Consider the following 14,423-nt stretch of genomic DNA (forward strand, 5'->3'; position numbering starts at 1 on the left):
TTTGGCGTCGCACCAAGTTCAGCCATAGGAACCCTGTTGATCTTTCTCGCCCATTTTGATTTAAGTTTACGGTGTTTTGTTTTTGGCGGGTTGAGCCTTCGCGGGGGGAAGCTTCTGCGCCATGATGTGATCGTAGATCTGCTTGATTTCCGTGTCCGACAATTCGGTCGGGCGGAACGGCGGCATTTCGATCAGGCCCTGGCGAACGACCGAATGTAGGTAATCGTAATCTAAGTCCTTGCGACCGATGAGCGAAGGCACCGGAGCACCTTTTTCGGCCAGCAGCATGGTGCCACCGTGGCCCGGGCCGGGGTTGTGGCAACCTGCGCAGTAACGCTCATAATTCTCCGCGCCATCCGCGACCACTTCTCCTTGCTTGGACGAACAGGCGCCAAGAGTGGCGAGGAACGAAAGGACGAGGAGCTTGTTCATTGTACCTCCGCAGGCATGGCGACGCATCGGCTCAGACCGAGGCAAAGATCGAGTTGGGATCGAGCGCCTGCTTGACCCGCGCATGCAGGGCCGAGCGGCCACCCTTTTCATAGGTCTTGGCAACCGCCGCCCCCAGCCCGGGGTCGGTCAGGATCTGGCCGAAGCCGGCCTCGGCCTGCGCGGCGATCAGGGCTTCGGCGCAATTCTTGGCCCGTGCCGCATCCTCGCCCTTCCCGGCGGCATGGGACAGTACCTGGCGATGGTTGGCCGAACGCCAGATCGCGGTGGTTTCGCCAACGAAGTCGAAGCCGTTCTTGGCACAGATATCGCGCGACAGTTCATAAAGCTTGACGGCTTCCTCGCCATCCACAGGGCTGACCGGGTTGACCGTAAGCGCCATGTCGCCGCTCCAGCCCGCGGTCCTGGCCGGGGGATCGGTCACGACGCCGGTCATCGAGCCCATCCGCCATGCCCACAGCTTGGGATCCACGCCCTTGCCATCGACGATGACCCTGGCGCCGCTGATCGACGAAAACGCGCCCTTGACCATGTCCCACAGGATCGCGACGTTGTCTGGCAACCCATAGAGCGAGCCGTAGAGGTTCCAGTAGCCAAGGCCGAGTGATTCGCCCGCGGCTTTGACCGCGCTCGCCGCCATCGGCCCCTGGCCTTCAAAGTCGGCGCGACGCTTGCCGAGCAGGGCCGCTTCGTGAAGCGCATTGCCCACCGCGACGCCATTGGCCACCACCATGTTGAGCTTGAGTGGCCCGAGCACATCCAGCAATGGGCCAAGATCGTCCTCTTTGGGAACCGCGACCATGAAGGTCTGGTGCGCCGGAGGCTGCGGCATCATCCACATCCCGACCTTGGTCACCACCCCGAAATCGGACTGGGTGAACAGCCCATCAACCCACGGGCCATAGCCGAACTTGAACAGCTGCCAGCAGGTGCTCTTGGGCATGGCACCCATGCCGGTTCGCACCATCTTGCCATCAGCCAGCATCACCTCGAGCCCGCACTGCATCAGGAAGTGATCGGAATAGGGGGTGTAGCCGGGGCGCCGGTTGATGAAACTGGCGGCCACGCTTTCATCGGGATTGCCGGGAAAGTCGACCCACAGCTTAATCCCCTTTTCCTTGATGTGGGCATCGAGCTGGCGGAAGGTGACGCCCGGTTCGACCAGGCAGGTGGCCAGTTCGTCATTGACCTCGAGGACCTTGTTCATCTTCTGCAGGTCAAGCACGATCACCTTGTCCTGTACGGCTTTTTCAAGTCCGTAGGCGCCGTTGCAGACCGTCTGGACCACACCGCCGCTGGTGCGCGCGGCTTCCAGCACCCTGGCGAGCTGGGCTTCATCGGCCGGAAGCACCACGCCTGCCGGTACCATCCCCGGGGCAGCATAGCGGGCCAGGGTCTGCGGGCTGGTATCGACGGTCTCCTTGCCCAGTGCCTGGGTGAGGGTGCCGAGCGTGGCCGTCTGGCGGGCTTGATCGATCATGGCGTTGGGAGCCTTATTGCTGGAGAATCTTGGGATAACGTTGGAGATCGCCGGCATCGACGGCAAAATCGGCCGAGCGCGCAGCAGGGTCGATCGCGCGGGCCGGTTCGCTGTCGCGCCAGGAAAAGTTGCAGGTCGGGCAGCGCAGGATCGTCCACACGACCGCGCCGTCCTGCCTGCCCTGATGATCGGTGACAGCGCCGCTCGATTTGCAGCGCCCGCAGACGGTGGTAGTCATGACAGGGCTCCCAGCTGCATTTCGCGGATCCGCTTGCTCAGGGCGTCGATCTCGTCCCCGGTTGGCGGGGTGACAAGGTGCGCTTCACCCACCGGATCGGGCGGGAGATAGCTGGTCGCGTCGATGATAAGGCGGTGCCCCTTGCCTGGGATCACTGCCGAAGGATCGATCGGAACGGCAGGCATGTTGGGCAGCACGATGATATCGTCTGCACGGGTGCGGGTCGAAAGCGCCCACATCACCTGGTTGAGATCGAACGGATCGACATCGGCATCGACCATGATCAGGTTCTTGAGGTACATCACGCCGTGCGGCGTGCTCAGCGCGCGCAGCGCGACCGTCTTGGCAAAGCCGGCCATGCGGTTCTTGACCGAGATGATCCCGGTCAGTCCGTGCTGGTAAAGCGCGTTGACCGCGGTGACTTCGGGGAAGCTCTCGCGCAGCTGGGCATAGATCGGGGCGGAGGTGTGCAGGCCGATCAGGGTATCGTGCTCGGTCCAGCCGCGCCCGATGTAGATGTTCTCGAAGATCGGATCGCGCCGGTGCGACACCGCCGTGACCTTGAAGATCGGCGCCTTGCGGACACCGCTGTAGGAGCCGGGGAATTCGCCGAACGGCCCCTCCAGCTCGCGTTCTCCCAGTTGCAGCTCGGCCTCGATCACGATTTCGCTGTCGGCCAGGATGTCGATCCCGTTGCCCGATTTGGTCAGCCGCATCGGCGCGCCCATCATCGCCGAGGCATAGGAATATTCCGATTCCTCGTAGCCGATCGGGGTGGCAGCAAACACCGCAAGGCCGGGATGATTGCCCAGCATGACCGCAATCTTGAGTGGAACGCCTTCCCGTTCGGCCGCCATGATCTGACGTCCCATGTCGTGGGAGGGGATCGTCATCAGGGTGAAACTGTCCGGCCCCTGGATCTGCAGGCGATAGATGCCGACATTCTGCTTGCCGAAATTGTCTGGATCGAGCGGATCGCGCGAGGCGACCGAGGCCTTGCCGATGTAGAACCCGCCATCATATTCGTTGATCCGATAGACCGGGAGGACATCGTAAAGGTTGATGTCCTGTTCGATCCGGCATTCGTGCACCGGGGCCTGGGCTTCGGGAACAACGCTGATCTGCGCTTCCTGATCGCCCCAGCGGCCGGCGATCTCGAAGAACAGCTCGCGGATTGTCGTGCCTTTGGGTCGGCCCAGCAGCAGGGCGATGTTGTCCCACGAACCATGAACGCCCACCGCCAGGCGCTTGCCGGGATAGCCGGTGATGTTGTCGAACACGATCGCCGGCGCGCCGTTGGCATCGCGCGAGGCGGCAACCGCAATGTTGCGCACGCCGGGTTCGGGCATCACCGGATCGCTCCAGGTGATGGCCTGGCCCGAATCCTCGAGCAGTTCGAGGAAATCGCGCAGCGAGGAGATCGACCGGGCGCGGTTGGGAAGATCGTTCATTGCCGTTGCATCCCGCCTGTCAGTGTCCGCCCGCGCCCGCAGTCGCCGACTGCATCGTGACCCATTTCCATTCGGTCATGATTTCGAGATCGGCTTCGGTCCCTTCGCGGCCAAAACCCGATGCCTTGGTCCCGCCGAACGGAACGTGCGGCTCGTCGTGCAGGGTCGGCGCGTTGATGTGGACCATCCCCGCTTCGGCCCGCTGGGCAAAGGCCAGCGCCTTGTCGAGATCGCGGGTGAAGATCGAGGCGCTGAGGCCGTATTCGGTGTTGTTGGCGAGTTCGAGCGCCTCCTCGAGCGTGTCGAACGGATAAAGCGAGGTCACCGGCCCGAAGGTCTCTTCTTCGAAGACCGTCATTTCCGACGTGACTCCACGCAGCACCGTGGCGGAACAGCAGTTCCCGTCCCATTCGCCGCCGGCAAGTACCTCGGCGCCCTTGGCGCGGGCATCGTCGATGTGGCGGCGGACGCGGTCGCGCTGGCGCTCCGAAATGATCGGCCCCAGCATGGTGGTCGGCTCGCGCAGTTCGCCGCTCTTGGCGCGGCCTGTCGCGGCGGCGAAAGCTTCAGCGAACTTGTCGAAGATCGACCGTTCCACATAGATCCGCGAAGCCCCCATGCAGACCTGGCCCTGGTACATGAAGATGCTGAACAGCGCGGCGTTGACCGCCTTGTCCAGATCGGCATCGGCGCAGATCACCAACGGGCTCTTGCCGCCCAGCTCCAGCGTGTACTTCTTGAGGTTGCGGGCCGCGATTTCGGCAATGTGCTTGCCGACGCGCGAGGACCCGGTGAAGGTTATCGATGCGACCTTGGGATGGCCGGTCAGCACGTCGCCGATCTCCGCGCCATTGCCGTAGACCACGTTGAACAAGCCGTCGGGAACGCCGGCCTCCTTCCACAATTTAGCGAGCAGATCGGCGATCATTGGCGCGGATTCCGAGGGTAGCAGCACGAAGGCGTTGCCTGTAGCCAGGGCCATGGCCGACTGTTTGATCCCCTTGATCAGCGGCACGTTGAACGGGGTAATCCCGGCAACCACACCGACCGGCTGGCGCAGGCTCATGCTGAACCGCCCAAGGGTGTCCGAAGGGATCGTTTCCCCCCGAATCCGGCGCGGCACGCCGATCGCCGCGCGCAGGAAGCTGACCGCGAAGCGGGTTTCGAACCCGGCCTTGGCGATCGGCGAACCGATTTCGTCGACCAGCACGTCGGCGAATTTGGCGGTATCGCGCTCCATGATTTCGGCGGCTTTCGCGATCCATGCTTCGCGCACCGGTGCGGGCAGATCGCGATGTTTCAGATAAGCCTGATAGGCGGTTTCGACCGCGCGGTTCACGTCATCGGCGGTGCCGGCCGGCACCCGCGAATAGACCGAATCGTCGACCGGATTGAGGTCGTCGAAGTAGGCACCGTTCGATGCGGCAACGGCGCCTCCGCCAATCCAGTGTTCAAGTTGGGTCATGGTCTCTCGATCCTTGTATTCGTCTTGCAGGCGGTCGTACGCTCACCCCTGGTTGCGCATCGCCTTGGGCCAGATCCCCTGCTTGCCCGGGGAAAGGATGCCGTTGGGGTCGAGCACATCCTTGAGGCGATGGTGCAAATCCCACAGCGCCCCATCGTTGTGCTTATAGGTCTTGGCGATCTGGTCCATGAAGGCGAGGTGCGTTCGATACTCGCCAAAGCCAGCATCCGCCGCTTCGTCGACCAGCTTGGCGAACAGATCGTAGGCTCCCTTGCGCATGACCTCGTCGGCGCGGTCGTACATGATCATCAGGATGTGGTGCATGTCGCGCCACCCCACGAGAAACTCGCCGATGTAGTCGAAACCGTAATCATGGCAGCGTTGCTTGATCAGGTTGTACTGGCTCAGCGCTTCCTTGCCGTCGGGTGCCGAGATCGGCGAGAAGTTGATATGCCCGCCGCCGCCGATCCAGTTCATGATGCTGAACTCGGTCATGTTCGGCTCGCCGCGCATGAGCTGAATTCGATAATCCCAGGCGGGATCGTTCTCGCGGCTGAGGTACAGTTTTGCGCCGGGAATGCTCATCATCGCTTCCTCGACGAGCTTCCAGTTGTTCTCGATGATCGGAGGCGGGCCGTACAGCGCGGCATAGAAGTTCCACATGCCCAGGTCATGGTCCGAAGCGATCTTCTTGCGGATCGAGTCCGGGATAGGGCCCTTGCCGTCGAAATAATGGCGGCGCGTGGTCTTGGCGGAGACTTCCCACAGGAGGTCGACCGCCACAGCGGCGTTGGGGATCACCTGGTTGATCTTCAGCGGCAGCACCGCGTCGAAGATCGCAGCAAGGTCTTCCTCGCGCTCGTAGGTGATCATGAACGGCTTGTAGCCCGGCGGTTCAGGCATCAGCCAGATGCCCATCTTGGTCACTACGCCGAAGTTGGACTGGGTGAACATGCCGTCGAAATGCGGGCCCGCTGCATGCTTGGTGGATTGCCAGTGCGGCGATCCCTCGATTGCGCCCTGGCCGGTGCGGACGACCTGGCCATCGGCCAGAACCACTTCCATGCCACATTGCATGATGAAGTGATCGCCATAAGGCGTGTAGCCGGCACCGTGTTCGAGCGCGTTGCCCATCACGCCACCCCAGCCCGGAGCCGCCGGATCAACCCAAAGCTTGCTGCCGATCTGGCGCAAATGGCGGTGAAGCTGATAATAGGAAACGCCTGGTTCGACCAGCGCATAGCCGTATTTCTCGTTGACTTCGAGAATGCGGTTCATCCGCTTGAGGTCGAACATGACATAACCGGACTGGCGCGGGGCCGGGCCGCCATAGGCGAAATTGCGGCCGTTGCCGAATGTCCAGATCGGCAGCTGGTAAGCGTTGAATACCTTCAGCGCCTGCTGAATCTGTTCCATGTTGGCCGGTGCCACAGCAGCCGAGGGCAGCAACTCGCCATCGGCTAGCGGTGAATAGGCATCGCGGTAGGTCGACAGCGGAAGCTCATCGACAAAGACCCATTCTTTGCCGACGATCGCGGCCAGTTCGTCAAGCGCCTTGCGAAAGGCCGGGGCATCGACGCCTTGGGGCATGCGCGTGCTCACGAGTGTTGTACTCCCGCTTCGAATGCCCATGAAACGAGCATGCCGGGGCTCTTGCCATCGAGGCCGCAATGTCCTGACTGGCACCGCAGTTCAGCATCTTGGCGATCGCCGACGAGCGCATCCTGCATGTGGTGGGCAAGAACGCTGGGCCAGCCGACGCTGGCCCGCGCAAGCAGCGTCGGCGCGCCACCAGTCTGGTGTTCCCAGCGCAGCTTGCGGTATTGATGGGTCCACTGCAGTAGCGGGCGGGCGCCGCCGGCCACCAGGATCTGCCCTGCGATCATAGCCGCGGGATCGGAAGTAAGGCCGACCAGCACGCCTTCAACCGGTTCAAGTTCATGCAGCAGGCCGTTGAGCGAGCGGTCGATCCGGATCACTCTTGCGGCTCGCCCCGAGTTGACGAAAGTTTCGGCAAAGAGCCTGCTTTCGGGAACTTCCGTCTCCTCGATGACGATGATCTTGCGCGGCCGCTGCGCCAAAGCGCTGCGGCCGATTCCCAGACCGGCAACGACAGCACCCACGGCGCCACCGCTCATTACCGTGCGACGGCTGACATCCCACGCCATTCTCAATTCCCTTCCATTTGCCCAGCACCCGAAACAAGGCTTGCCGCCTCTTTGCTAAGGCCTTGCCAGCGTTTCTCCGACTTCGCATGAAGCCCGAACAGATCCAGTACCCGCATGCAGCTGTGTTCGACCACGTCGGCCAGCGAGCTCGGCCGCGCATAGAAGGCCGGCACCGGGGGGAAGATCACCGCCCCCATTTCGGTGCAGGCCGTCATGTTGCGCAGGTGCGCCAGGTTGAGCGGCGCTTCGCGGGTGATCATCACCAAGCGGCGCCGTTCCTTCAGCATCACGTCGGCCGCGCGGGTGATGAGGTTGTCGGACAGGGCGTGCGCCACCGCGCCCAGCGTGCGCATCGAACATGGCGCGATCGCCATGCCTTCGCACACGAACGAACCGCTGGCGATCGAGGCGCCGACGTTGCGGACGTTGTGCACCACATCGGCCAGCGCTTCGAGCCGAGCCTTGCCTTCGGGCAGTTCCTCGCGAATGTTGAGCAGCGCCGCCGGAGACATCACCAGATGGGTTTCCCAACCGCCCGTCTCGCGCAGCAGCTCAAGCAGGCGAAGACCATAGACCGAGCCGGTTGCGCCGGTAATCCCCACGACCATGCGCTTCAAGGCAGGAGACTTTCCTGCGCGTTTTGGGCGGTCAAGGTCGCGTAAGGCCTAGCCTTGAAGGGCATGCTGAATTCCATCTCCCGCTCTTTTGTCGACATCATACAATGCATTCCGCATTGAGCAACAAAAATCTTGACTCCTTGGGACCGCATTCCGCTTACACCGGACTCTCGGGCCGGACCCCAACACTGATAGTCTTCATCTCCAGGAATTCTTCAATACCGTGTCGCGAACCTTCTCGGCCCAGTCCCGATTCCTTGATGCCGCCAAACGGGGCGGTCTCGGTCGAGACGATGCCGCTGTTCAAGCCGACCATCCCGGTCTCAAGGCCTTCGGAAACCCGCCAGGCGCGGTCAATGTCGCGGGTGAAGGCATAGGCCGCCAGCCCCGAGTGCGTGGCGTTGGCAAGCGCCAGCGCTTCGGCCTCGGTTTCGAAACGGAACACCGGGGCAACCGGCCCGAAGGTCTCCTCGTCCGCCAGTCGCATCGCCGGGCTCGCTCCGGTCAGTACGGTTGGTTGGAAGAACAGATCTCCGGCCTCGTGTCTCTTGCCGCCGGTGACCAGCTGGGCACCTTGCGCCGCGGCATCGGCGACATGCCCCTGAACCTTGACCAAGGCTGATGCGGTGATTAACGGTCCCTGGTCGGTTGCGCCTTCAAGGCCGTTGCCGACCCGGAACGCGGACACCCTGGCGGCCAGCGCCTCGACGAAGCGGTCATGAATGCCGCTCTCCACGAGGATCCGGTTGGCGCAAACGCAGGTCTGTCCGGTGTTACGGAATTTCGAGGCGATCGCCCCCTCGACAGCCTGATCGAGATCGGCATCGTCGAACACCAGCAGCGGGGCATTGCCGCCCAGTTCCATCGAAACCCGCTTGAGCGTGGCAGCGCATTGTGCGGTCAACAACTTGCCAATCGCGGTCGAACCGGTGAAGGTGAACTTCGTAACATCGGGATGGCTGGTCAGGACCGATCCGATTGCGGGCGCATCCCCGCAGACCACGTTGAACACGCCGGGCGGAATGCCCGCTTCGAGGGCGAGCTTCGCCAGAGCGAAAGCGGTCATGGGGGTGAGTTCGGACGGTTTGAGGGTCACGGTGCAGCCCGCCGCCAGTGCAGGCGCGACCTTGCGGGTGATCATCGCGGCGGGAAAGTTCCACGGCGTAATTGCGCCCACCACGCCGACTGGCTGACGGATCACGACGATCCGCCGGTCAGCGCTGGCCGGAATGACCTCGCCATAGACACGGCGCGCCTCTTCGGCAAACCACTGGATGAAGCTTGCGGCGTAATCGACCTCGCCCAGCGCTTCGGCCAGCGGTTTGCCCTGTTCGGCGGTCATCAGCAAACCAAGATCGTGGCGATGGAGCCGGACTAGCGCCAGCCAGTCATGCAGCAGGCGCGCGCGTTCCTGAGCGGGCCGCTTGCGCCAATCGATGAAGGCGCGGGAATTGCTTTCAATTGCCCGGCGCGTCTGGGCAGCGCCCAGCTTGACGACATTCGCCAGCGTTTTGCCGGTTGCCGGGTTAGTGACCGCGTAGGTAGAGCCGGCACAGATCTCGGCGCCGTCGACAAGCGGTTGGCCGGTCAGGAAATCGCTGCGCTTGAGCGGGGGGATCGTAACGCCCAAGACATTGCTCCTTTAGCCGCAAGACAAGTTGCCAATACCAAATTGGGCGGCGAGGTGTCTGGCAGGCTCTTGGTCGGTGCCACCAGAAGGGTGAGGGCGGCGGCGGACCGCCGCCCTCGGGGGTGGTAAGTGTCAGTACTGATAGGCGAGCTTGAGGAACCATTCGCGCGGACGCGAGAAGCTTGCGGTGGCGGCGCCGCCGATGTCGAGATCGACGTACCCGCCTTGGATGTATCGTTTATCGGTCAAGTTGGTGACGCCGCCAGTCACGGTGAAGTGTTCGCTTTTGTCAGTGAACGACGCGCTCGCACCGAACACGCTATATGCTGGCTGAAACAATTGCGGGCTATTTACCGCATCCTTGAAGGTGCCGCTTTGATGGAACCAGTCACCACGAAGCGTCAGTTTGCCGGCTTGCCCTTCATAGACATCCGCATTGATAGCTGCCGAAGCTGTCCACTCGGGTACGAAAGCAAATTTCGAATCCGTGGTGACGGGGGCGGCTGCTAAGTCGATGTCGGTGTAATAGGCATCCAGATAACCTACACCAAAGGTCAACTGAACCTGATCGATTGGAGCCGCTTCGCCCTCGACCTCAAATCCCTTGATCCGGCCGGTGCCCGCATTTCGTACCTTCGGTGCGATTCCCTCATTAACAACGATCTGCATATCGGAATAATCGGAGAGGAACGCAGCCAGGTTAAGGCGAAGCCGCCGGTCGAAGAACTCGTTCTTGAGGCCGATTTCGTAGGATTCAACGAATTCCGGCGTGAACGAGGGGGTCGCGATTTCCGCCGGGAAGATGCGTTGGCTGAACCCGCCGTTCTTGAACCCCTTCGAATACGAAGCATAAATCAGTGTATCGTCGGTGATCTTGTAGTCCGCCGAAATCGCCGGGGTCCATTCCTTCGCCTTTGCCTGGACCTGGACAGCCGGCATCGTGTGGTTGCCTCCGGGGTTGGTTGCCGAAGGCTCGCACCCGCCTGGAAGCGGGAAGCCGGCAAAGGCTTCGAACCCCGGAACACCTGGTGGGATCACGCCCGGCACGGCCTGCCCGACGATGCACTGGCTGAAGGCAATGAAAGCGCCATCGGGATAAAGCGAAGAAAGCACCGGATCGAACCGCGACCGATCATTGTAAATGACCTGTAGCGACGGATCGAACCGCTTGGTTTCGTTGGTGTAACGAATGCCTGGCGTGATTGAGAACCGGTCGGTTACTTTGAATGTCGCTTGCAAGTAGGAAGCGTAACTGTCGTTGTCGATCTCACCCCCGGAGAAGAACTGGGCGAACCCGAATTCGAGCGGCTCTTTGTCAATGCCCTTTTCTTTCAAATAATAAGCGCCCAAAACAAAATTCACGCGATCATCCAATATGCTGCCAGTCAGCTGCAACTCCTGTGATGCCTGCCAAAGATCAATATTGTTGGTAAGTTGGAGAACATCGTGCGGGGTGCCATCGAAATCGTATTCGAAGACAGACTTCTGATCGCGGTAAGAGCTGATCGACTTCAGGCTGATGTCGCCGAAGTCATAGTCCAGGGTCAGGTTGACCCCCCACAGATCGAAGTCCGAACGGTTGTTGCCGCCAGCCCAGGTGGTGTCGGGATCGCCTGTGATCCAGCGCGTGCTGGCGCAATCCGGGTTGCTGGTCGGCGCTAGTGTACCAGGTATCGGACCGGTGGGCCCGAACCCGCCCCAAGCCGCGCCGCAGGCGCCCGTAGCGGCTCCGGCCGCAGAGATCTTGTTCCAAAAATACATCGAGCTCGGCGCGGCGATCAGACGATTGGAACCGCCCGGCGGCGCACTGTTCGGAATTTCGACAAAGCGCAGCGGGACGGCCTGGTCCTGCAGTTCGATCAATGAGATAGCCGTTTGTTCCTCGCGGCGGATGTTGACGTCACCGCTCAGGTTGACGGTCAGCTTGTCCGTCGGCTCCCACTTGAACGCAAGCCGGGCACCGAAGCTGTCTTTGTTGCCCTGGCGTCCGCCGTCGAACAAACGCTTCTGGTAGCCGTCGCGGGTTTCATAGGACGCGACGGCCCGCATTGCGAGATTGTTGCTAAGGGGCACGTTGACCATGCCTTTGAAGTCGGCGCGGTTGAACCGGCCGGTCGCCGCTTCGAGCTTCATGTCGAAATCGTACTGCGGTTCGACGGAATTGACGACGATCGCGCCGCCGATGGTGTTCTTGCCGAACAGTGTGCCCTGCGGCCCGCGCAGGACCTGGACGCTCGAAATGTCGGCCATGTCGAGCAGCGCGCCAACCGAGCGGGCGACATAGACGCCATCGACATAGACGCCCACGCCCGGGTCGACGGTGATATTGAAATCGGTCTGGCCCACGCCGCGGATGAACGAGGTGATCGAGGCGCTCGAACCCGAAATGTTGGCGACCGGCTGGATGTTCACATTAGGAGCAAATTTAGCGACCTGTGCGACATTGTTAATCTGCCGTGCTTCGAGCATTTCTGCGTTCATTGCCGTGATTGCAACGGGAGTTTCCTGCAGATTCTCGGCTCGCTTGCGCGCCGTCACGATGATCTCGCCAAGCCCGCCGCTCGCCGCATCTTCAGCCTGAGGCTCACTTGTTGCGGCGTCCTGCGCATGCGCCGCCATCGGTGCGAGCCCGATTGATCCGACGATCGCCGAGGCGCTGGCGCGCAGGACGACCTTCCTGAAATTGATCGATTGCTTTGTCATTGGTGTCATTCTCCCTGTTGTTATGTCACTTTAAAACTCGGTCTCGATTGTCATTCCAATCTTACGAGGTTGTTCATAGAACCCGTCGGTGCTGAGTGCGCCGGGCCGGACCGTCTGCAGCACCTTCTCGTTGGTGAGGTTGGTGACCCACAACCCGATCTTGAATCGCTCGCTCTCGGGCGTCCAACTGACCGACCCGTTGATGAGCGTGTAGGACGGTTGCGAGAAGAGGTTCGCGAAGTCGTAATAGACCCGTGAGCTCCAGGACAGGTTACCTGCGAAAGTGATACGACCATTGCCGACGTCACTGCCCCAGTCGATGCCGAAGTTGCCGGACCATTCGGGGGCCCGGGTCATGACATTGTCCGAAGCGTCGAATGTCACCACGTCGTTGCCGCCGTCGGCGCGCGGAAAGAAGCCCTGGGCATCGGGGAAATCCTGATAACGGGCGTGGGTATACGCTACCGCGCTCCGCAGCGTCAGGTCTGCTACGGGACGGACGAAAACCTCGAACTCGCCGCCGTAGATTTCCGCGTTGGCGGCGTTTTGCAGGATGTAACTAGGACCGATGGCGTCTTTCGCCTGTAGCTGGAGATCCTGGTAATCGTAGTAGTAAATCGACAGGTTCGTCCGCAACCAGTCGAGCGGATCGGATTTGATGCCGAACTCTGCGGCGCTGATATTCTCGGGATCGACCGCCGTCGCGCTCGCTGCGGCCATATTGAACACCCCGCTCTTGAACGCGGTGCTGTAAGTGGCGTAAACGCTGGTGTTATCGGTGATCTCGTAGCGAACGCCGAGTTTGTAGTTGAACTTGTTGAAGGTCTCTTCGGCGTCGTTGACGACGACGTTTCCATTGATCCGCTGCGTGAAGTTACGCGTTTCGGTAGTGTACCGTGCGCCAACGGTGAAAAATAATCCGGGCGTTACTTCGTAAGTCCCTTCGCCAAAGCCCGCGAAGGAGCGGCCTTCGAGCTCGGGTTCCAGCGTTGGACCTGCAAGAGGGAGCGTGGGATTTGCGGCGGTCCACGGCTGAAGGAAGGAATTCCCGCCGAATTGGTAGAAGTAGCCGCCCAGGAGCCACTGGAAAGGACCGGGATTAGCCGAGTTCAGCTTGATTTCCTGGCTGATCGATTCGACATTGAAATCCGCTAGGAAATTACCGAGCTGCAGGTTGGACGCGTCGGAATCGGTGTCCTGCTTCCAGCGCAGCAGCATGTATCCGGTTGTCGTGTCCAGTGCGACCGAGCCGAGATCGAGCTTCGTATGCAGCGCTGCGGAATAGCGCTTGAGGTCCAACGTCGGATCCTTCGTAAGCGATGCCTGCCACGCGTCCATCGGGAGGATGACGCCGTCGAACCTCCGGCCCGCGGTATTGCCGTCGAGCGGCTGAGGAGAATTGGTAGTGCTCTGCTGATCGAAATACTCACCGGTCAGGATGATGTCGAAGGTGTCGCTGGCTCTCAAAAGGACCTTGCTGCGCAGATCGATTACCTGTTGGTCGCCGAGACCGCCGCCCCGCACCAGATCGGTGATATAGCCGTCATTCTTGCGGTACAGTCCGGCAAAATCGGCCGCGACCGAACCGCTCAACGGACCGGTCACGTAGAAGCGAGCATCATAGTCGCCCGCGTCGCGGCGCATCCGCCCCACCCGCAGCGATGCCTTGCCTCGAAAATCGAAGCTGGGATCGGGGGTGATGACATTGATCAGACCGCCGGTGGCATTGCGTCCGAAGGTTGTACCCTGCGGGCCGCGCAACACCTCGACGCGTTCGACCTCGACCAGATCGATCCAATTGGCGGCGGATTCAGGCTGATAGACGCCATCGACATAGGTAGCGATGTTGGGCTCGTCGCCGATCGAAATCCCCGTCGAACCGACACCGCGCACGACCGGCTGGAACACGCCCATGTTGCGGCTGCCGATGAAGCCGGGAACAACCTGCGTCAGTGAGCGGACTGTCGACACGTCGGCCGCGGCAAGTGTATCGCCGGTCACCGCAGTAACCGCAACCGGCACATCCTGCAGCTTCGCCTCGCGCCGGGTGGCTGTCACCACGATATCGCCCAAGCCTGTTTCTGCTTCTTGCGATGCCTCCGGTCCGGTTGAGGAGTTCTGTTCTTGCGCGGTGTTGACACTCTGGGCCAAGACCGTCTGCGGGGTCAATGCAGTCGCGCAAAGCAGGGTAATCGAATGAGTTTTCAGCCACGCCATTTCA

General features: G+C 61.5%; 11 protein-coding genes. All 11 read right to left on the reverse strand.

The features are described 5' to 3' along the window. Positions 1-66 precede the first annotated feature (66 nt). On the reverse strand, positions 67-432 hold the full coding sequence (locus FHS75_RS06035; RefSeq protein ID WP_179406813.1) for a c-type cytochrome: 366 nt from the start codon (positions 430-432) through the stop codon (positions 67-69). A 31-nt stretch (positions 433-463) separates the two neighbouring features. Beyond that, on the reverse strand, positions 464-1,930 hold the full coding sequence (locus FHS75_RS06040; protein WP_098108426.1) for an FAD-binding oxidoreductase: 1,467 nt from the start codon (positions 1,928-1,930) through the stop codon (positions 464-466). A 13-nt stretch (positions 1,931-1,943) separates the two neighbouring features. Next, positions 1,944-2,168 (reverse strand): non-oxidative hydroxyarylic acid decarboxylases subunit D, encoded by a 225-nt coding sequence (locus FHS75_RS06045; RefSeq protein ID WP_098108427.1) that lies wholly within the window; start codon positions 2,166-2,168, stop codon positions 1,944-1,946. Further along, on the reverse strand, positions 2,165-3,619 hold the full coding sequence (locus FHS75_RS06050; protein ID WP_098108428.1) for a non-oxidative hydroxyarylic acid decarboxylases subunit C: 1,455 nt from the start codon (positions 3,617-3,619) through the stop codon (positions 2,165-2,167). The genes FHS75_RS06045 and FHS75_RS06050 overlap by 4 nt, the downstream gene beginning before the upstream one ends. Before the next feature lie 19 nt (positions 3,620-3,638). Further along, the gene (locus tag FHS75_RS06055) at positions 3,639-5,084 is read right to left on the reverse strand and encodes an aldehyde dehydrogenase family protein (RefSeq protein WP_179406814.1); all 1,446 of its coding nucleotides are present in this window, start codon (positions 5,082-5,084) and stop codon (positions 3,639-3,641) included. 42 nt (positions 5,085-5,126) lie between these two features. Further along, positions 5,127-6,686, reverse strand: coding sequence for an FAD-binding protein (locus FHS75_RS06060; RefSeq protein ID WP_229735632.1), 1,560 nt, complete (start codon positions 6,684-6,686; stop codon positions 5,127-5,129). After that, positions 6,683-7,252: a hypothetical protein gene (locus FHS75_RS06065; RefSeq protein ID WP_179406815.1), complete on the reverse strand. Its 570-nt coding sequence runs from the start codon at positions 7,250-7,252 to the stop codon at positions 6,683-6,685. Before FHS75_RS06065 ends, FHS75_RS06060 begins: the two co-directional genes overlap by 4 nt. Before the next feature lie 2 nt (positions 7,253-7,254). Then, positions 7,255-7,860 (reverse strand): UbiX family flavin prenyltransferase, encoded by a 606-nt coding sequence (locus FHS75_RS06070; RefSeq protein ID WP_280526256.1) that lies wholly within the window; start codon positions 7,858-7,860, stop codon positions 7,255-7,257. A 166-nt stretch (positions 7,861-8,026) separates the two neighbouring features. Next, a complete protein-coding gene (locus FHS75_RS06075; protein WP_179406817.1) occupies positions 8,027-9,499 on the reverse strand; it encodes an NAD-dependent succinate-semialdehyde dehydrogenase in 1,473 nt (490 codons plus the stop codon). Between the two features lie 132 nt (positions 9,500-9,631). Continuing rightward, on the reverse strand, positions 9,632-12,202 hold the full coding sequence (locus FHS75_RS06080; RefSeq protein WP_179406818.1) for a TonB-dependent receptor: 2,571 nt from the start codon (positions 12,200-12,202) through the stop codon (positions 9,632-9,634). Between the two features lie 30 nt (positions 12,203-12,232). Then, positions 12,233-14,419, reverse strand: coding sequence for a TonB-dependent receptor (locus FHS75_RS06085; RefSeq protein ID WP_179406819.1), 2,187 nt, complete (start codon positions 14,417-14,419; stop codon positions 12,233-12,235). Between the last annotated feature and the right edge of the window lie 4 nt (positions 14,420-14,423).

The sequence above is a fragment of the Novosphingobium marinum genome (assembly GCF_013408095.1).
Taxonomy (GTDB): Bacteria; Pseudomonadota; Alphaproteobacteria; order Sphingomonadales; family Sphingomonadaceae; genus Novosphingobium; species Novosphingobium marinum.